Raw genomic sequence first — 18,482 nt, 5'->3', positions numbered from 1 at the left:
GTCCAGACCCAATTTCCTTTGGCACATGTTTCCATCTACTTTGCCCCCGCTCAATCTTCGGGTCTAGCGTTCTAAGGCCGCCAGCTCTACGGCAAAATGGTCAATCAGCCTGGCCTTCAGGATTTTCCCGGTTGGGGCGGCAGGCAACTCTTTGGCTACGATAATATGCGATGGACGTTTGTAGGGGGCCAGATGCTCTTTGAGATACGTTCTCAGCATTTCCGCAGTCAGGCCACAGTTCGGGGCGGCCTTAACAAAAGCCAGAACCTCTTCGTTGCCCTCAACGGAACGGCCCACCACCGCCGCCACTGTAACATCCGGGTGCTCGGTTAGTGCCGCTTCGACCTCGACAGGATAGACATTAAAGCCTGAGCGGATAATCAGCTCTTTGGTGCGCCCGACGATATGTAAACGCCCTGCACCATCGAACCGGCCCAGATCGCCCGTGCGAAACACACCGTCTTCTGACAGGACCGGCTTTGTCTGTTCGAGATCACGGAAATAGCCCTTCATAACCTGTGGGCCACTGACCAGAATCTCGCCAATGCCTTCTTCCGGTTTCGCCCCCGGTGCCTTCAGATCCAACGTCAATGTGCTGCCCAGCATGGGCCCGCCCACGCTGATATCCGGATCGCCAAAGTCATTACGTGTGGCGTAAACTCCGGCTCCGCATTCGGTCAGCCCGTATCCGTTTTGCAAAGCCACGCCATAGAATGCCTCTGCCTCGCGTTTCCACGCAGGGTCCAATGGCGCTCCGCCGGACGAGACATAGCGCAACAGGCCCTTGTCGTATTTTGGCATGCCATGGGTCTGGGCATACTCAAACAAATGCGCGTGCATTTGGGGAACAGCCGGTAAAAGAGTCACATCCTTTTGGATCGCGGCGTAAAGCCGCTCCACGGAAAACCGGGCTTCCAGCCGTACGGAGCCTTGGGCAAAACAAATCGCCAGCATCGTGACAATGCCAAAAATGTGGGACAAGGGCAGAGCGAGATAGGTCATGTCCCCATCGCGCATCCCGCGTACATCCGCCGAGGCCCGCGCCGCGGCCATCAGGTTGGTATGGGTCAACATGGCGGCCTTGGGTGCGCCTGTGGTGCCCGACGTGTACAGCAACAAGGCAACCTGTTTTGCCGGATCTGGTGAAGTGGGCTCGGGCGTGCTGCCGGATCGCGCGGCGATCGCGACCTCTCCGAAAATGCCGATCTCGGCCGTTGCGGACCATTGTTTGGCATGGTTGCGGGCGTCCTGGGACGATGACGTTGTGAACACCAATGCGGAAGGGTCAGAGTGTTCAACAATCCGATGTAGCTCGTCCTGTGTCATACGCGCATTCACTGCGACCGCAGAGGCTTGCAGCATTGTGGTTGCGAAAAAAAACGCAACAACTTCGGCACAGTTTTCCAGCACAAGAACAACGCGGTTGCCGGGACCCACGCCAGCAGCTTGCAATCTGTCGCGGGCACATTGTGTGGCCTGCCATAGTTCAGACCAGTTCAAGCGTTGGTCGTCATGGTCGATGATTGCCAGTCCATCCGCTTTCTGAGCGGCGGCGTTGCGCAAGAATGTGTCAAGCTGATCGTGCACGAAGGTCTCTCCTGGCTTACAGGATCACTATGACAAGCACTTAACGGGTCAAGCAAACGAAACCTGAGTGCGGTAACGTAGCGTTTCGACGGGGCGCCGCCGGGCTTCGCGTGAGGTCAAAGAAAAACCCCACGCCAAAAGCGCAGGGTTTGACGGGTTCGCAATTTGCCGAAACTTAGCTGGCAGAGATGCGGTTGATGTCGGTGTGTTGGAAGAATTCGACCCAAACATGCCAGAAAAGACCCGGGCGCATGGATTCAATCCGTTCCAATTTGCCCTGATCGCTCTCGCCCCAAAAATCGCAGCGTGTCACGGGCTTGCCGCTGTCATTATACCAGATACCAAGGCTTTCGAACTTCGGATCATAAGCCACCACCACATCGCGGCCACCAAGGTTGGCATTCACCACGTTGTCGTTCTCGATGACAAAGTCGTCTGTCCAGCACACCGCATCATTGCCCACGGTTGCGCCCCAGACATAGGTCTTGTTGGGCAGGCGGTCGTCATAGTGAGTCATGTTGTCCATGACGGGCGCGGCTTCTTGGTGCTGACGCTCAATACCAACGCCAAAAGCTATGCCCACAACCATATCGAACAAGCGAACGATTGGGTTCTTAGACGGCATGTTGATGAACACTTCACCCTCTGGGTAGGCTTTCTGGAAGGCGCGAAAGCTCATCCGGAACGTTGGCCAAGGCTTCATCGCCAGCGAGGGGCGCAACGCGCACACAGGACCATCTGCATTCGGATCAGTATCTGCTTCACGGAAGCCATAGATGTGTTGGATCGGCTCGCCCGTGTTGTTGTCCCGCAGGATCAGATTGTTGCCGTGCTGTGCCAACACTTCGAGGTTCAGCTTTTGACCTTCGATGGACGGGCTGTATCCGACGCCCAGATTGGCCATGGCGCAATATGTCATGATCACGTCTTCACCGTCCAGGCCTGCATCGTCACCGGCCAGATGTGGGCGCAGCATTTGCGCATCCGAATGGGCCCGTGCGTGGCCGTTGTTTTCGATCACGATGACGCTCGCTGAGGGGTTGATATAGTCCCGGGCCACGTCAATTGGGTAATACTGAGCCTTGTCCTTTTGGTTACGCAAACCCGCGTGAACCCAGATGTAGGTGAACAAGAAAAAGAACGCGACCAAGACCAGCGCAATTACGAACACCCAAGTGTTACCGCCACCCATCGCAAACCCGACAATCATCGCAATGGCCGCCAGAATGCCAACACCAATCAGCTTGTTTTCATGACGCATGAAACGCACCATATTCTCGCGTTTCACCTTTAATAGCATCTGAGACACATCGCCCAGATCGCGGAAATAAATGAAACCGATCACAAGGGAAACGACCAGTCCGAGATAAAAAAGTATGTCAGCCATTTTGAGACTCTTTGATTTAAGTTGTAGTGGGGTCTATGAAGGGTCAGGCAATAGCGGGAAGTGCGCCGTACGCTTCATGAAACATCGTGCGTTTCATATAGGGTTTCCCCTACATTTTTTACATGATCAGAGGCAAAGTGCCGCTGCGTCAGAAAAAGAATTTCACGCCGACGTAGGGGCCATGTTGCTGCATGTCATATGCAAAGGTTCCGCCCGTAAGCGTCGTGCTGTAATCCACGCTAAAGTATCGATACCCAAAAGTTATGGCCGTATTGTCCCACGGTTGATAGTCAAAGCCTACACTGACACTCGTCTGAAGATCGTTGCCTCCTGCACCAAACCCGCCTAAGTCGGCCGATGCCACAGTTGTCCATTTGTCATTCAAACGCCACATGCCACGCAGGCCGATCACTGGCTCGATCCAATCTTCATTCCCACCCACGGTCGGCAGGGGACCGATTTGCACGGTCTGCTTGATCGAATTCCAGCGTGCGCCACCCTGTACGTCAACCGTAAAGGGCAGGCCGTTGCCGCCCGTACCTTGGGCAACGCGGTAAGCTCCGAGAATGGCCGCCCATTTCTGGCGTATCTGAATATCGTACGGCAGGCCACCGGGCCCGGGCAGGTTACTTTGTTTCTGCAGCGCCGCATAGTTGACGTCCGCAATAATGCCGAAATCACCGTTCCAGGTTTCCATGCGACCTGCGCCCACAAAATCAAGGTTTTCTATTAAATCGTCAAATCTGAGGTCAACTGAAACAGTGTTGCCGCCAATGGTCGAGTCGCCCCAGTTTCGCACCGGCGAAAACAGATAGAGTGACAACGCTGTACGCCACCCTGAATCGTCCTGACCAGGTGCAGGTAACGATTGGGCATGCACACCAGAAGCCGTCGCCAGAAAACCGGATGTTGACACTAGAAGAGCATTTAGAGATATCTTTTTCACGGCTCACTCACCTTCTGGGGTAGTCCCCCGAAAAACGCCCTGAGGCTGTCCAAAACGATCACTGACAATATGACCTGAGGTAATATGTGTGGGCGGCAAACGGATACCGCCCACAATGCGTTTGTTATTGCTGCACCGAAGCACGTTTTAGCATGAACGCTTCAACGGCCGCTTGCGTTTCAGGGCGAAGGTTTTCGATCCCCTCATAAGGCTTGCCAAAGGCTGGCGGTGTATCCGGGTACATTTGTTTTCGGCCCATGTGGCGTTCCAGAATGCGAACAAACTCTTTGCCACCCCAGGCACCCACTTCGGTCGAAACGGGGTACTTCTCGTGCGTATCGCGATATACGTCAAAAAAGTCCGCAAGGATCGGGCTTTGGCCTGGTCCTGGAAGGTTCAGCTTGAGGTGATCCTTGATAATCGCCTTGGGTGAGTCGATTGAGTAGACGATCACGTGATCGCGGCGTCCCTTGGTTTCATCAATCAACAATGCTGCCGTCTGATCCACACCATCGACCAGGCGGTCGCGCGGGATGTGGCCATCTGCACCGGCCATTCTTGCCAATGTCGTATAAAGATCCGAGACGTGGATGATGTTGTTTGCAATAGTGTCAGCACCAATCATTCCCGGCCATCGTATAAACGCATCAACGCGGATACCGCCTTCTGTGGTTGCGCCTTTTCCACCGCGGAATACCATCGACGTAAACCCGGACTGTGGCGAATACTTGGTGAAGTGGCCATTGTCACCCATCAGAACAACAATTGTGTTGTCCGCGATCCCTAGAGTCTCCATTTCGGCCAAGATGTCGCCAACCCATTTGTCCAGCAACTGCAACTTGTCGGCATACAAACCGCCATTTGGGGATTCAGGGCCATTTCGGCCTTCACGGGTGTTATCCAATGGAATTAGGGGCCAATACTGAAGGAAAAACGGTTCATCCTTGCCAGCGAGGTCACGCATGTGCTCTAGGGTTTGATCCTGATACCGCTGGTTCATCTCGTCGTACTTTTGCGCATTCCAACGCTCACCCGGCTCCATGTGTACTTCCCGGATTGGGCCACCTGCTGTGCCCTCGATCCCCAGTACCATTGCCGAGGGGTTGGGCCGGAAAAACTCGTCAAGAACAAAACGGTCGTCAAAATCCTTAATGCCTACGGAGACTTGCTCTTTGACAGCGGAGTCAGAATAGATCGTTAGCTGACCTTGTTGGTGGATAGGATGACCGGCCCAATCAAAGCCCTGATTCATGGCCCAACTCTCGGCAATATCACCCATGTGCCATTTGCCAACGTGTACTGTATTGTAACCTTCTTCCTTCAGAAGTTCGGCTAAGGTAACCTCTTCGGCAGGAAGACCAAAGCCAGCGATGTCCACGGTCGTATCACCCATACCCATACGAACAGGCAAACGTCCGGTGCTGAATGCGACTCGAGTTGGTGTGCAAGAAGGTTCAGTGTACATGCGAGACATCCGCAAGCCTTCGTCAGAAAGCTTGTTGATGTTTGGCGTCGATATCCCGCGGACCGCATTCAGTTCGGGAATACCCATGTCTCCGAAGCCAATATCATCAACCAGAATGTAAAGAATGTTCGGTGGCTTTCCGCCGTTTGCTTCCTTAAAGCTGGCAATTTTTGCGTCGACCTCGGCGTTGTCTTTTTGCCATTGCTCAGCATGCTGCGACTTCAGAATGTAATATTCAGAGTCGTGGACAATCGGAGCATCTTCGGCGGTGGCGGTCATCCCCACCATTGCCAGCGTCGCTCCGGTCAATAATAGACGTCTCATGTAGTCCCCTTTGGTCAGAGATAGTCTTAATTGATCCCGATCTGGATCCGATCCAAATCCAAGATCAAACCAGTGTTTAAAACCTTTGCGTCCAGATGCCGGCGGCATTCGCGTCTACCGTGTACTTATATGGCATAGGTGACGTGTGTGCTGACCAGAAAGAAAAGGACACGGGCGAAACCCTAGCATCAAACAGCGTTGCTTGCATAGGATTGAGATCAACTTTCCCTATCGTCAATTGACCATATTCCCGACAGAAAACACAAGCTTACACGCCAAGCACCGATTGGCGTCAGGGTTTCGCCAAGAAAAGTACTCTGATTGGGGCTAATTGGGGTGTTTGCTTTCGGACACACCGACACAATCAACCGGAAGCCGTACGTTGTGCAGGGGCACTTCACCCAGTGGCTCACAGGTGCATTCGCCGCTGTCGAAATCGCTGGTGGCGACAATCCGGAACCCGGCCTTTTTGCCGTGATCGCCCAGTCGTGCGGCCACGTTGGCGGCGTGTCCAATCACCGTAAAATCCAGCCGCTCGCGCGAGCCGATATTGCCGTAAGTCACACGGCCAAATGAAATGCCAATCGAACAATCGCTCTGGCGTCCTTCTTTGCGCAACTCAGTCAACCGATCCGTTATGTCTCGCGCAGCAGTCAGGGCCTCGCGGCGGGCTTTGTCGGCATCACCATCGTCTGGAAAAACCGCCAGCACAGCGTCCCCAATGAACTTCAGCACCTCACCGCCATGTTCATGCACGCAGTCTGTGACTGTATCGAAAAACTCATTCAGGGTTTCGATATAGTCTGCCTGCCCCAACTCCTGAACCAACCGGCTCGACGCGCGCAAGTCACAGAACATGATGGCGGCGTCAATCTCGTCGCCGTCTCCGCGACGAATATCTCCACCCAGAACGCGCGCGCCTGTGCGTTTGCCGACATAGGTTTCCAGAACGCCCTGAGCCGTATCCTGCAAGGCAAAGACCTCAAATATGCGGCCAATCATAAAGCTGCACTCAAACACCAGCCCCAGATTGCCTGTGGTAAACCCGTCCGGGTGATCGCAGGTGATGGTCAGGACATTGGCCTTGCCGTTGGAAAACATCAGCGGCATGGCGACATAGTCACTGGCCCCTTCGGCGCGCAGGTCTTCGATGATCGGAAAGCTGTTGTCCTTGTAATCCACACCAATTTTCTGACGCACCCCGCCCCGGCCTTTCGAGACGTGGTAAAGCGGGCTTTCGACAAATGCGGGATGGTCGAAGATTTCATAAGACGGTGCCATCGTGGTCAGCTCGTCCTCACCCTTGCGCCAGATATAGTGGCGGCCGGCGATCGACGGATGCAAAGACCAGATCATCACCGACATCCGCGACACCGCTACGCCATTGGCCAGCAGTTGTTCGGCCAGCGCGGTGGTGAACTCTTCGGGTGTTTTGTAAAACGGGGCCGTGCGCAGCAGCCAATCTACCAGCGGCGCACTGATGTGCCCCTCGGTTGGCTTGGCCAGTTCGTTGTCACCAAAATCAATCCGCGTCGTTGCCCCCGGCATAAACCCGATATGACCATCAATGTTTCGGCTTTCGGGCAATGGATTGTCATAACCCCAAACCGCGTTGGTCACGGTCTCGCCGTTCACCAACATGTTGCGATACCGCGCCGTGCCTTTGAAAGGGCAAAAAGTCTTGAGGTCCGTTGGATCGGACAGATCGGCCAGCACATCTTCGCGCGGAAAATAAATTGCCGGGGGCAGGCGGGTTTCATACATCACCTGTGCGCGTGTGGATTCAGCAATCAACGTGTCGCCATTCCAAGCACGTACAATCCCCTCAAGCGGCTCCACCCGGATGGCATAGTCCTGCGATAGATCACGATGATGAAGGCTCACGGCGTTTTTCCTGTCGGCTTAATCAGACGACAAAGATGTGGGCTCAAACGCCAGATGCCAAGAGGCGAAGGGTCAACTTTATGTGCCTGACCACCAATCAGTCGGTTTCAAGCGGGCATCTTGCGGGCGCTTCTGATCCCACCAGAGGGCCCATTTGCGAAACCGCGACAAAGCCAGACGCAGCCACATCCGGTTCTCTGGCTTTGAAAAGTCCCGGTTAAATGGGCAAACCCGCATACAGATCGCACAGTCCGACCGAAGTTTCGCCCAATAGCCAAAACAAGCCTTGGCATCCGACGTCCATTTCTTCACGCCGCTGATAGAAGATTGATCCTCGTTCGAGGTTTCCGGTGGGCCATAGGGCAAGGCCTTGGCCGGACAGGCATCGGCGCATTTGGTGCAGATATCGCAAAACGCCGCCACTCCCAGCTTTTCGGCAATGTCATGCGTCAGCGGCAGAGACGTGAAGATTTTGGAAAACCGCAAACGCGGCCCGAACTCGGGCGTGATTACCATCTGGTTGCGGGCATATTCACCAAGCCCCGCCTTAACCGCATAGGGAATGACCAAACCAGTGTCGTTCATCGACGCCACTGCCTCATAGCCCAGATTGCGGATGTAGGCGGCCAATTGCATGACAATCGCCGCTTCGTGCGAATACTCGCGTCCCGTCGCGGCTCCGGCCAGGGCGCTGGGATAGGTGGCGACCAATTCGCGCTCCATCTGGTGGCCCAGAACGATGACCGATGTCATGCCTTCGGGCAGCTCATTTGGCGCTTCGGAAAAGTCCCGCGTATCTACCCGCGATGCATAGAGCCAGCGTTCGTCCATTTCGGTGATGCCCACCAGATCTGCGCCAAAGAACTGGGCTATGCGTTTGACCTCGGCGGCCATCTTGTCCGGGTCATCAATCTCGGCGCGGGTTTCGGCGACGGGCGTATCGGCCGCAATTGGCGCCTGAAATCCTTCGCGACGGCCCTCGGCAGCGCCACGATCCGAAATCACGTCCGAGATCAGCCAGCTGGCGTTGCGCAGGGCAAAATCCTTTTGCCGAAAACCATCGCCTTTGCGATAGGTCGCCTGCATCCGATAGCTTTCAAAAAACGCATCCGTGTGCTTGCTGCGCACAGAGTCATCCCAGAAGGCACGCGTAAACATGTCGTTGATTTGGTTGAACGGCTGGAAATCCTCGGTGGTTTCGATCCCGGCCGCGGCATCACTTTCTGCAAACTTGTCGCGCAACGCATCAAGCTTGTCCTGATTGTCGTCGCGATTAGAAGGCCATGCCATATTGTGTCGTTCCCCTGCTGCGTGCCGGGGCATCACAACACGCGAATAACATCCTTGTCGATAGCCAACATATAACCCTTGCGCGCGATGTTTTTAACCAACAACTCGCTGACCAGCTGATTGCCCAGACTGTCGCGCAATCTTTTGATCCGCGTTGCTCCGGCGGCTTCTTCGCAATCCGCCTCAGAGCGGCCTGAAATCACCGCTTCGATCTGCACACCACTCATCATGTCATCATCCATGCGCGCCTCGGCCAGCACCGACAGAGTCTCCATTGCCGCATCGGTCAGTTTAAAGTCCATGTTGTTCAGATAAACGGTCTTTTCTTCGCGGCTGATCAGCAGGGAGTTGACCTGAATGCCCGATCGTTCAATCGCCGCCATGCGCCGGTTCATCACCACCAGCATCACAAGAAACACCAAAGCGGCAATCAACATGGCCGTGGCAAATACCAGCAATACAAAGATCACCATCCGATAACTGGCCAGTGTGTCGGAAAACGCTGTGCCCGATTGTGCGAGAATTTCCAGCAGTTTGATTTCGGCCTGCCCGGTCAGATTGTCATTCTCAAGAAACAACTGTTCGACGCGCGCGTTAAAAGCATTGGCATCCGGCAATGCCAGAAACAAAAGCACGGCAGCCGCCAGCAACAAGGCGACGATTCCCGCGATTCCAAAGGTGACAACACGCCCCCCGTGGCGACGCGCCTCAATAGCGGAGATAGAATTGTCCGGCACTGGAGTCCTTTCCGGCAAGCCCTGAGGCATCAAAGATGGACAGCACATTCAGCAGTTTCCATCCGTCCTGTGAAATGCGGCCCGAAATTTCGGTCTTTGCCGAATTCTTCGAGCAACCCTGATAAAGTTCCACCACACCATAGTGCAGGCGTAGAGGACTGTCCTTCTTGGCCTTGTAGTCGGCATAACACTGCTCGGCGGATACCGGAGCAGCGAGCACAGACATGCAGGCAAAAAAGGTTATGGCGACAAGATGTTTCATGGCTCCATGATTGCTCTGAATGCGGGCGATATTCAATAACAACAACCACTTTGTGCCCCTGATATTCGATAACAAGGGGGCGTTATTGCCTGTCTTTTGGGATCAGGGCGAGGGTTGGGTCATCCACTCCGGTGTTCGTGCCGGTCCAAGACTTCCGTCACCCTCGTTCGAAAGGAAACCCCATGTCCCGCAAGTTTATCGCCACCATCGTTGCCGCCGCCATCACAGTGACCGGTATTTCCGCAGTTCCGGCACGCGCCGACGAAGATGTTATCAAATTCATCTTAGGTGCCGCCGCCATCTATGCGCTAACTCAGGCAATCGAGGACCGCAACGAACCACGCGTCAGCACAACCTCGCCCTATCGCCCTCGCACAGTTGAACCGCGACCGCTGCCGCGACGCGCGCGTCGTCTTGCACCGATCCCGGCCCGTTGCCTTAAACATCATGAAACACAGAATGGTATGGTGCGGATGATTGGGAAACGCTGTGTTAACCGTCACTACCACCAAGCCCACCGTCTGCCCGAAACCTGTCGCGTAAGCCGCCACACGTACAACGGAGTGCGCCACGGTTACAAACCGCGATGCCTGCGTCGCAATGGTTTTGAAGTCGCACGCCACTAATCCAGTCGAGCAGCAGGGGGCGTCCGGCATCGCCCTCTGACCGGCCCCGGACAGTTGGTTCTGTCCGGGGCTTTTTACTTGCGCGGCTCCTTGCGATCCTGTTGAACCCCAACATGACTGGACCAGATTTTTCATATGAAATCCTTGCACGGCAAAATGGCGCGATGCGCATTGCCGGGGTGGACGAAGTGGGGCGTGGCCCAATTGCCGGGCCGGTGACAGCCGCGGCTGTGGTTTTGGACCCATCGAATATTCCCGACGGGCTGAACGACTCCAAAGCGCTCAGCGCAAAAAAGCGCGAGGTACTGTACGATCTGATCATGGCGTCTTCGGATGTGTGCATCGCGCATGCCAGTGTCGAAGAGATCGACGAGATCAACATCCTGCGTGCCAGCCATCTGGCAATGGAGCGTGCGGTCGCGGGTTTGTCCCAAACGCCGGATCATTTGCTGATCGATGGCAATATGATCCCCCGCGGTCTGACCGGTTCCACCGAAGCCATCATCAAAGGAGATGCCAAATCACTGTCGATTTCGGCGGCTTCAATTGTGGCGAAAATATGTCGGGATCGGATCATGTGGGATTTGGCGCAACAGTTCCCCGGTTATGGATGGGAAACCAACGCCGGATATCCGTCAAAAAGCCACAAAGAAGCGCTGCAAAATCTTGGGGTGACCCCACACCATAGACGTTCGTTCAAACCCGTCCACAATATGTTGTATCAAGCATAAAAACTAACCTATTGATTCAAAAAAGAAATTGACGGCGAATCAGGTTTGAATCATCTTTGTCTCAACCAACGAGCACAAAAAACAGTGCCGGGTAACGAGGCAGAACATGACGACGAAGACAAAAGCAAAGGGCGCAAAAGCGCTCCCACTGAACACGATTCTGGATGGCGATTGCATCGAAATGATGAACAGTCTGCCCGAGAATTCGATCGACCTGATCTTTGCGGATCCCCCCTATAACCTGCAGCTGCGCGGCGACCTGCATCGTCCCGACAATTCCAAGGTGGATGCGGTCGATGACGAATGGGATCAATTCGCCAGCTTCAAAGCTTATGACAAGTTTACTCGCGAATGGCTGAAAGCCGCCCGTCGCCTGCTCAAGCCAAACGGCGCGATCTGGGTGATTGGATCGTACCACAATATTTTCCGTCTCGGCGCCGAATTGCAGAACCAGGGCTTCTGGATCTTGAATGACGTCGTCTGGCGCAAATCCAACCCGATGCCGAACTTTCGTGGCAAACGTTTCACCAACGCCCACGAGACAATGATCTGGGCCAGCAAGGAAGAGGGTGGCAAATACACCTTCAACTACGAAGCTCTGAAGGCTCTGAACGAAGGTATTCAGATGCGGTCTGACTGGGTTCTGCCGATCTGCACAGGTCACGAACGCCTGAAAGACGACAACGGCGACAAGGCACACCCAACCCAAAAACCAGAAAGCCTGCTGCACCGTGTGCTGGTTGGGTCGACCAATCCCGGCGATGTGGTGCTTGACCCGTTCTTTGGCACCGGCACAACCGGCGCTGTCGCCAAAATGCTGGGCCGTGAGTTCATCGGTATTGAACGTGAAGAAGCCTACCGCAAGGTTGCCGAAAAGCGCATCAAGAACACCCGCAAATTTGACCGCGAAGCGCTTCAGGTTTCGGTTAGCAAACGCGCCGAACCCCGTGTGCCTTTTGGTCAACTGGTTGAACGCGGCATGCTGCGCCCCGGCGAGAATCTCTATTCTCTGAATGGCCGTCACAAGGTCAAAGTGCGCGCTGATGGCACGCTGATTGGCGATGACATCAAAGGCTCGATCCATCAGGTTGGCGCTCACCTCGAAGGTGCGCCCAGCTGTAATGGCTGGACGTACTGGAGCTTCAAACAGGACGGCAAGAAAGTCCCGATTGATATCCTGCGCCAGCAGATCCGCGCCGAAATGGCGGATCGTCCAAACTAAGAATTACCTCCAAGACTACCCAAGAATACCGCCGGTGCCTGTGGCCTGACTTACACAAGGCACTTTGACTTACCCCGCCGCATGTCGGCGGGGTTTTTTTGGGCTTTAAGTCTCGGTTTGTGCCACTATCTAGGGCGAACCGTTTGCTCAAAGGCCTCACCCCATGAACAACACCCCCATTCTGTCATTGTTTGCCCGTCGTCGCGACGACGAGTTTCCGGACAAAGACAGCCCTGAGTATCAATATACCGAGGCCGTTTTGTTAAAACACAAACAGGAAGGTCTGGCGCTGGCCGTTCGGGTTCGCTGGTTCGCGATGATCGTGGTCGGGATCCTTTTGCTGTTTGTGGTGCCCAAGCCGGACGTTTGGTACTATGAAGGCATCCTGACATTGTTGGCTTTAAACGGCTGGCTCATGCAGCGTGTTGGCAAAGTCGGGCTATCGCGGGTGGAACTGGGGCTTATCCTGTTTGATCTTGTATTGATGACGGCTGGCATGGTCGGGCCAAACCCCCTGAGTGAATTCACCTGGCCGCATGCGATGCAGTACCGGTTTGATAACTTCAAATACTTCTTCATCATTCTGGCGGGTGGTACGCTGGCCTACTCATGGCGGACCGTCATTGCCATCGGAACCTGGACGACGGGTCTTTGGCTCGGGGCGCTGGGCTTGTCTCTCTGGTTCGTCGATCCGTTGCCCGGACTTTCCGAAGCCATGGTTGCGGCCTTCCCTGATCAGCCTGAAATGGCCCATATGCTGGACCCAAACAGCTATCAGATTACGCGCCGCATTCAGGAAATTGCAGTGTTCGTGATTGTTGCCCTGACCATGGCGGTGTCTGTCCGGCGCTTTAACGGATTGCTGCGGTCAAACGCGGCGCTGGAACGTGAGCGTACCAACCTGTCGCGTTACTTTTCGCCCAACGTTGTCGAAGCTCTTTCCACCAATGACGAGCCGCTCAAAAAGACACGCAACCATGATATTGCTGTTCTGTTTGTGGACATCGTAGGCTTTACCGAATTCGCGTCCAGCCGCAAACCCACCGAGGTGATCGAAACCCTGCGCGAATTTCACGGTCTGATGGAAACAGCGGTGTTTGGCCATGGCGGGACGCTCGACAAATACCTGGGCGACGGTCTTATGGTGACCTTTGGCACGCCTGAACCCACTGACCGCGACGCCGTGAATGCGCTTGAGTGCATCCACGCGATGATGGATGCGCTGGATGAATGGAACGAAGACCGGATCGCCCGTGGCCAGCCACCCCTGCGGGTGGGGTTTGGAGCCCATTTTGGACCTGCTGTCTTGGCAGATATTGGCGCTCACCGGCTTGAGTTTGCAGTGGTTGGCAACACCGTCAACATTGCCTCCCGACTCGAGGCGCTGACACGTGGTCTCAATGCTCGGTTGGTGATCAGCGATACAATGCGTGACAAGATTCTCGAGCAGGGTGGCCACGACGACCTGCAGGCGCTACGCCAGTTCCCGGATCAAGCGATCCGAGGCGTCGAAGACAAGCTGACGGTCTGGGCATTTGAGCGACCTGAGGGGCAATTGACGGCATAACGAACCCGGGGCGCTTCCTCACGATTCTATCAAGGCAGGTTCGCAACAATCTCGTTTGCAATCCGAAGGGCCAGATCCTCTGGCGCAGTCAGCGTGAACATCACATGACCTGATTGATCCCAAACAGTCAGTTGCTTGATCTCGGCGATCCATAAGGCTGCCTCGCCAACATTTGGAAAGCTCGCAGTCGGGTCCTGACCAAAAGTTTCAGCCAGGCTTTTGATCATGGCCTCACGCTGTGCGTCGACAGGTTGCGGTTCGGCGTCAGAGCCATCATGGCGCAGCAACATGGTCACAACCGGCAAATCATCTGCCCCCAATGCGCTGCACATGCTCATCTGGATGCCGTTGGTTTCGTGGTCCTGTACTGTTTGATACGTCAGATCCTGAGCGACCAGTTTATCAGCCGGTAAGGAAGTCAGAACATCACAGGCCAAAGGCATCGGTTCCGGCGCAGGGGTTGAGCCCATGCCGGCCACCAGAAATGCGCCAAGAGTTAGAGCAGAAAAGTGAAATAACTGTCTCATCGTTGCACCAATTCGACACGTCGGTTTTGCGTGCGCCCTTCATCCGTTGTGTTGTCTGCAACTGGAGACAATGGGCCAACGCCTGCGGGCTGCAAACGATCCGGCGCGACTCCGTATCGGCTGGTCAGTGCGGCGACCACTGCGGTTGCCCGGCGCTGGGACAGGCCGATGTTATAGTCAAACCCGCCGGTCATGTCAGTGTGACCAACCACAAACAGCGTCAAAGCCGGATTGCCCTGTGTTAGAGCCGCAATTTCGGCCAATGTCGGGTCCGAGGCAGGGGTCAGCTGATCGCTGTCATGCTCAAACAGAATGCCATAAAGCGAAATACGCCCGTCGGTGCCCAGCGCGCTGGCCATCTGATCGGCCGTCACCGTTTCCATGCGCCGCTGCAGCGGTGCGGCTTCAATCACATCAACAAGAACCAGCACTTTGCCCTCGGTTTCCGTGTGCAGATCAAAGGTTTCAAACGCGGCGAATATCGACACGACGCGACCCGTGTCTGGGTCGGTGGCGAAATGATACTGCTGATCCTCGCGGGGTGACGAAAACGCATTTCGCGTGATCCGACCCATGTTTTCAAGGCGTCCGTCCAGCGGATAGAAATGGCGCACCATCGCGGACACAGGCCCGCAGTCCTGTTTTGCACAAGTGTAGTCTTTTTCGAAACCCTGCTCGTCCAGCTCGGCCTGATAATTGCGGATCACCTCAAGCGGTGATCGGTCGCCCGGAACGGCATAGATTATCCGGGTCCGCGGGCCTTCGATACTGCGCTTGGCCTCGGGCCCATCAAAGGTCACCGGGCCCATCGGCAAATCAACCGCGTCAAAGCCCGAGTGATCAAACCCGATGATCGCGGCCCCTTCAATCCGGGGCAATCCTTCGGGGTCAGCTGCTCCTGCAACATCCGTTATCTGTTGGCTGGCCAACGGTTGTGCAAGCAGGAAAACGGTAAAAAACGCACTGATAAAACGACTCATAACTCTCACTCCTCCGCGCCAATTATAGCTGCAGAGTGGGATGTCACCCATGATCAGGATCAGGTCTGAAAGTGGGGTCGTTTAGATGGTGTCTGGCTGTTGTCCTACTTCGGCGCGGGGTTCAGCGCCTTGTTATAGGGATGCCACTCGGTGATTTCGGGGTAGTACATTCCCCGCCATTTGCGCACACGCGGGTTCATCACACGTTTCCACACCGAAGGCACCATCGCGGCCATGGTCATCACCGGATAGCCATAGGGCAATTGCGGTGCTTCGGAATCGGCATAGTTCTGCAATAGCGGAAAGCGGCGGTTGGGTTTGTAATGATGATCAGAATGGCGCTGCAAGTTGATGAGCAGCCAGTTTGACGCCTTGTGGGCAGCATTCCACGAATGATGCGGCATGACGTGTTCGTATTTCCCGTCGCCCAGATGTTTGCGGGTCAGCCCATAGTGCTCGACGTAGTTGACCAACTCCAGCTGCCAGACCGCGATATAGGCCTGCCACAGGAACAAAAAGAACCCGGACCAGCCGCCGATCAGCAGTGCCAAGATCAACATCGCACCCTGCAGCGCCCAATAGCGGAAAAACGGATTGGACAGGTCTGTCCACGGCAGGCCCTTGCGCGCCAGCATTTCTTTTTCTGCGCGGAACGACGATCGCCATACACCCACCAGAACGCGCGGGAAAAACCGGTAGAAACCTTCGTTGTAGCGGGCGGTCACAGGATCGCGCGGCGTGCCAACATGGCGGTGATGCACCAACAGATGTTCGCTGCGGAAATGACCGTACAGCACCATGGCCAGCAGGATATCCCCCAGCCACCGCTCGCGGCGGTCCTTTTGGTGCATCAGCTCGTGGGAATAGTTAATGCCCACTGTGCCGGTAACAACGCCAACACCAAAGAACAGGCCAATCTTGGCGCCCACAGACAGGTGATCCGCGCTGGTCGCATACCAGATCAACCCGAACAGAGTGAAAAACTGCACCACGGGCCAGATCAGCGTGACAAGACGATACCAATACAACTCGTCATCGGTTGTTTCCAGATCAGCGTTCTCAAGGTTGAGACCAAAAACCCCATCCAAAGCCGAGAACAAATACCAGGTGGCCACAGGCACCAACAAAACCCACCACGACCCTGCGCAGGCAACGGCCCACAACAGCGGGATCAGGCCAAGAGACATCCAGAACGGCAACGCATTCTGAATTTTGGCAACTTGTGAGGACGGGATCATCAAAGCCTCCTGAAAACAACGTACCATCCCAATATGATTTGCAGGACGTTGGCGCGCAATGCGGTTTATGCGCCGGTATATAGATCAAAGGCCTTGCGCATCACGGTCGGCAAATCCCCGCTTGAAAATGCGTTGGCCTCGATAAATTCGCCCTGATCGGGGGTCCTGTCCATGGGCACCAGCGCGGTTTGAACCGCGAGCCTCAGATGAAAATGTGTGAACGTGTGGCGGGCTTCAGCAGGCAGGACCTTCCATTCGGCACGGATCGGGGTCGCGTGATCCGGCGTTTCACCTTCAACCCACTCAGATCCCGGCCATCCCAGCATACCGCCCAACAGACCCTTGTCTGGTCGCCGTTCGAGCAATAATGCCCCATCAACCCGACGCGCGATATAGACGGTGCCAAAGCGCACGGGCTTGGGTTTCTTAGGCGTTTTCTTGGGCAACTCGGCGGCGGTTCCGGCTTGGCGTGCAAGGCAGGGTTTCCGCCACGGGCAAATCCCACAAGCCGGATTGCGCGGCGTGCAGATCGTTGCTCCAAGATCCATCACAGCCTGCGCATAATCGCCGGGGCGCGAGTGTGGCGTCAATCCGGCGGCATAGTCTGTCAGCTCAGGCTTGGCAGCGGGCAGGGGTGTGTGAATGTCAAACATGCGCGCCATCACCCGTTCGACATTGCCGTCCACCACCACAGCAGGCTGGTTGAAAGCAATCGCCGCGATGGCGCCCGCAGTATAGGGTCCAATGCCGGGAAGCTTTTGCAACGCCTCGACCGTATCGGGAAAAACACCACCCAGCTCCCCGGATACAACCCGGGCACATTTCAACAGATTTCGCGCGCGCGCATAATACCCAAGGCCCGCCCATTCCCCCATGACACGCCCATCCTCGGCCTGTGCCAGATCATGAATGGTCGGCCACAGATGAGTGAAACGCTCAAAATAAGTTTTCACGGCGGCGACAGTGGTTTGCTGCAACATGATCTCTGACAGCCAGATCCGGTAGGGATCCGGGACCGTGCCAGCGCGTTGATCCTGCGGTGAAATGCGCCACGGCAGCTTGCGTGCATGTTGATCATACCAATCCAACAAGACATCGGGCTCTGGAGTATCACGCAAGTTTTATTCTCCGCATTGTCTGGTTTCGCTGGCGTCGCGCCATTGGGACACTAAAATAGCGCGCGACAGAAGGATGCAAGACACCACATGCGCCGATCGACCACCAAAGGCTTTGCCCGAACCTCGAGCCTCTTGCGGGAAAACATCCGCAAGACCGGTGAGAGCCGTGGTTTTGCGGTGGGTCGAGTGCTGACCCATTGGTCTGAGATTGTCGGCGAAGATATTGCTGCGATTTGCCAGCCTGTGGATGTGAAATATGGCCGCCAGGGTTTGGGTGCGACGCTGACGGTGCTGACCACCGGTGCGCAGGCTCCGATGCTGGAAATGCAAAAAGACACCCTGCGCGCGCGGGTCAACGCGGTTTACGGCTATAACGCCATCGCCCGTCTGCGCATCACGCAAACTGCGGCCACCGGATTTGCCGAAGGTCAGGCGGTGTTTGGTCACAAACCAAAAGACACTGATCCTGAGCCCACACCAGAAATCAAACGCGAAGCTGCCCGTGTGGCGCAGTCCGCGCATGACCCCGACTTGCGGCAGGCGATTGAACGTCTGGCCGGAAATGTATTGAAAAAGACGACACCCTGAGAA

17 protein-coding genes are annotated in these 18,482 nt (G+C 55.5%); 5 read left to right on the top strand and 12 right to left on the bottom strand.

Annotation, left to right across the window (positions count from 1 at the left end):
• Positions 1-63 precede the first annotated feature (63 nt).
• From BUC32_RS14200 to BUC32_RS14165, 8 genes are all read right to left on the bottom strand, one after another.
• Positions 64-1,587 (bottom strand): class I adenylate-forming enzyme family protein, encoded by a 1,524-nt coding sequence (locus BUC32_RS14200; protein WP_073254123.1) that lies wholly within the window; start codon positions 1,585-1,587, stop codon positions 64-66.
• A gap of 175 nt (positions 1,588-1,762) precedes the next feature.
• Positions 1,763-2,974, bottom strand: a complete 1,212-nt coding sequence (locus BUC32_RS14195; RefSeq protein WP_073254120.1) for a DUF3179 domain-containing (seleno)protein — start codon at positions 2,972-2,974, stop codon at positions 1,763-1,765.
• 148 nt (positions 2,975-3,122) lie between these two features.
• Entirely contained in the window at positions 3,123-3,920 is a 798-nt protein-coding gene (locus tag BUC32_RS14190; protein ID WP_073254117.1) for an outer membrane protein, read from the bottom strand.
• Between the two features lie 124 nt (positions 3,921-4,044).
• Entirely contained in the window at positions 4,045-5,709 is a 1,665-nt protein-coding gene (locus BUC32_RS14185) for a sulfatase-like hydrolase/transferase (RefSeq protein ID WP_073254196.1), read from the bottom strand.
• 327 nt (positions 5,710-6,036) lie between these two features.
• On the bottom strand, positions 6,037-7,593 hold the full coding sequence (locus BUC32_RS14180) for a DUF427 domain-containing protein (RefSeq protein ID WP_073254115.1): 1,557 nt from the start codon (positions 7,591-7,593) through the stop codon (positions 6,037-6,039).
• A gap of 78 nt (positions 7,594-7,671) precedes the next feature.
• Positions 7,672-8,883 (bottom strand): 4Fe-4S double cluster binding domain-containing protein, encoded by a 1,212-nt coding sequence (locus BUC32_RS14175; RefSeq protein ID WP_083599339.1) that lies wholly within the window; start codon positions 8,881-8,883, stop codon positions 7,672-7,674.
• Between the two features lie 32 nt (positions 8,884-8,915).
• Complete coding sequence (locus BUC32_RS14170) at positions 8,916-9,620, bottom strand: winged helix-turn-helix domain-containing protein (protein WP_073254112.1); 705 nt, start codon at positions 9,618-9,620, stop codon at positions 8,916-8,918.
• A complete protein-coding gene (locus tag BUC32_RS14165) occupies positions 9,592-9,882 on the bottom strand; it encodes a hypothetical protein (protein WP_073254109.1) in 291 nt (96 codons plus the stop codon). The genes BUC32_RS14170 and BUC32_RS14165 overlap by 29 nt, the downstream gene beginning before the upstream one ends.
• Before the next feature lie 182 nt (positions 9,883-10,064).
• Here BUC32_RS14165 and BUC32_RS14160 point away from each other — a divergent pair, with 182 nt between their 5' ends.
• From BUC32_RS14160 to BUC32_RS14145, 4 genes are all read left to right on the top strand, one after another.
• Positions 10,065-10,508 carry a hypothetical protein gene (locus BUC32_RS14160; RefSeq protein ID WP_073254106.1) on the top strand — a complete coding sequence of 148 codons (444 nt, stop codon included), beginning with the start codon at positions 10,065-10,067 and terminating at the stop codon, positions 10,506-10,508.
• A gap of 113 nt (positions 10,509-10,621) precedes the next feature.
• The gene (locus BUC32_RS14155; protein WP_073254104.1) at positions 10,622-11,239 is read left to right on the top strand and encodes a ribonuclease HII; all 618 of its coding nucleotides are present in this window, start codon (positions 10,622-10,624) and stop codon (positions 11,237-11,239) included.
• Positions 11,240-11,345: 106 nt separating this feature from the next.
• A complete protein-coding gene (locus BUC32_RS14150; protein WP_073254101.1) occupies positions 11,346-12,461 on the top strand; it encodes a site-specific DNA-methyltransferase in 1,116 nt (371 codons plus the stop codon).
• Positions 12,462-12,624: 163 nt separating this feature from the next.
• A complete protein-coding gene (locus BUC32_RS14145) occupies positions 12,625-14,028 on the top strand; it encodes an adenylate/guanylate cyclase domain-containing protein (RefSeq protein ID WP_073254098.1) in 1,404 nt (467 codons plus the stop codon).
• A 29-nt stretch (positions 14,029-14,057) separates the two neighbouring features.
• Here the strand turns inward: BUC32_RS14145 and BUC32_RS14140 are convergent, their stop codons facing one another.
• From BUC32_RS14140 to mutY, 4 genes are all read right to left on the bottom strand, one after another.
• Positions 14,058-14,555, bottom strand: a complete 498-nt coding sequence (locus tag BUC32_RS14140) for a hypothetical protein (protein WP_073254095.1) — start codon at positions 14,553-14,555, stop codon at positions 14,058-14,060.
• Entirely contained in the window at positions 14,552-15,535 is a 984-nt protein-coding gene (locus tag BUC32_RS14135; protein WP_073254093.1) for an OmpA family protein, read from the bottom strand. Before BUC32_RS14135 ends, BUC32_RS14140 begins: the two co-directional genes overlap by 4 nt.
• A gap of 104 nt (positions 15,536-15,639) precedes the next feature.
• Positions 15,640-16,773, bottom strand: coding sequence for an alkane 1-monooxygenase (locus BUC32_RS14130; protein ID WP_073254190.1), 1,134 nt, complete (start codon positions 16,771-16,773; stop codon positions 15,640-15,642).
• 65 nt (positions 16,774-16,838) lie between these two features.
• Positions 16,839-17,891 (bottom strand): A/G-specific adenine glycosylase, encoded by a 1,053-nt coding sequence (gene mutY / locus BUC32_RS14125; RefSeq protein WP_073254090.1) that lies wholly within the window; start codon positions 17,889-17,891, stop codon positions 16,839-16,841.
• A gap of 87 nt (positions 17,892-17,978) precedes the next feature.
• On the opposite strand from mutY, the gene BUC32_RS14120 reads away from it, so the two are divergent.
• Entirely contained in the window at positions 17,979-18,479 is a 501-nt protein-coding gene (locus BUC32_RS14120; RefSeq protein ID WP_073254087.1) for a DUF721 domain-containing protein, read from the top strand.
• The last annotated feature ends 3 nt before the right edge of the window (positions 18,480-18,482 follow it).

The sequence above is a fragment of the Shimia gijangensis genome (assembly GCF_900142085.1).
Classification (GTDB): domain Bacteria; phylum Pseudomonadota; class Alphaproteobacteria; order Rhodobacterales; family Rhodobacteraceae; genus Shimia; species Shimia gijangensis.
This window is presented reverse-complemented; position numbering and strand designations above follow the sequence as displayed.

Coding starts and splice junctions, on each gene's coding strand:
- BUC32_RS14160 (WP_073254106.1), top strand. CDS start 10,065: ATGTCCCGCAAGTTTATCGCCACCATCGTTGCCGCCGCCATCACAGTG.
- BUC32_RS14150 (WP_073254101.1), top strand. CDS start 11,346: ATGACGACGAAGACAAAAGCAAAGGGCGCAAAAGCGCTCCCACTGAAC.
- BUC32_RS14145 (WP_073254098.1), top strand. CDS start 12,625: ATGAACAACACCCCCATTCTGTCATTGTTTGCCCGTCGTCGCGACGAC.
- BUC32_RS14165 (WP_073254109.1), bottom strand. CDS start 9,882: ATGAAACATCTTGTCGCCATAACCTTTTTTGCCTGCATGTCTGTGCTC.
- BUC32_RS14140 (WP_073254095.1), bottom strand. CDS start 14,555: ATGAGACAGTTATTTCACTTTTCTGCTCTAACTCTTGGCGCATTTCTG.
- BUC32_RS14135 (WP_073254093.1), bottom strand. CDS start 15,535: ATGAGTCGTTTTATCAGTGCGTTTTTTACCGTTTTCCTGCTTGCACAA.
- BUC32_RS14155 (WP_073254104.1), top strand. CDS start 10,622: ATGACTGGACCAGATTTTTCATATGAAATCCTTGCACGGCAAAATGGC.
- BUC32_RS14175 (WP_083599339.1), bottom strand. CDS start 8,883: ATGGCATGGCCTTCTAATCGCGACGACAATCAGGACAAGCTTGATGCG.
- BUC32_RS14130 (WP_073254190.1), bottom strand. CDS start 16,773: ATGATCCCGTCCTCACAAGTTGCCAAAATTCAGAATGCGTTGCCGTTC.
- BUC32_RS14185 (WP_073254196.1), bottom strand. CDS start 5,709: ATGAGACGTCTATTATTGACCGGAGCGACGCTGGCAATGGTGGGGATG.
- BUC32_RS14120 (WP_073254087.1), top strand. CDS start 17,979: ATGCGCCGATCGACCACCAAAGGCTTTGCCCGAACCTCGAGCCTCTTG.
- BUC32_RS14195 (WP_073254120.1), bottom strand. CDS start 2,974: ATGGCTGACATACTTTTTTATCTCGGACTGGTCGTTTCCCTTGTGATC.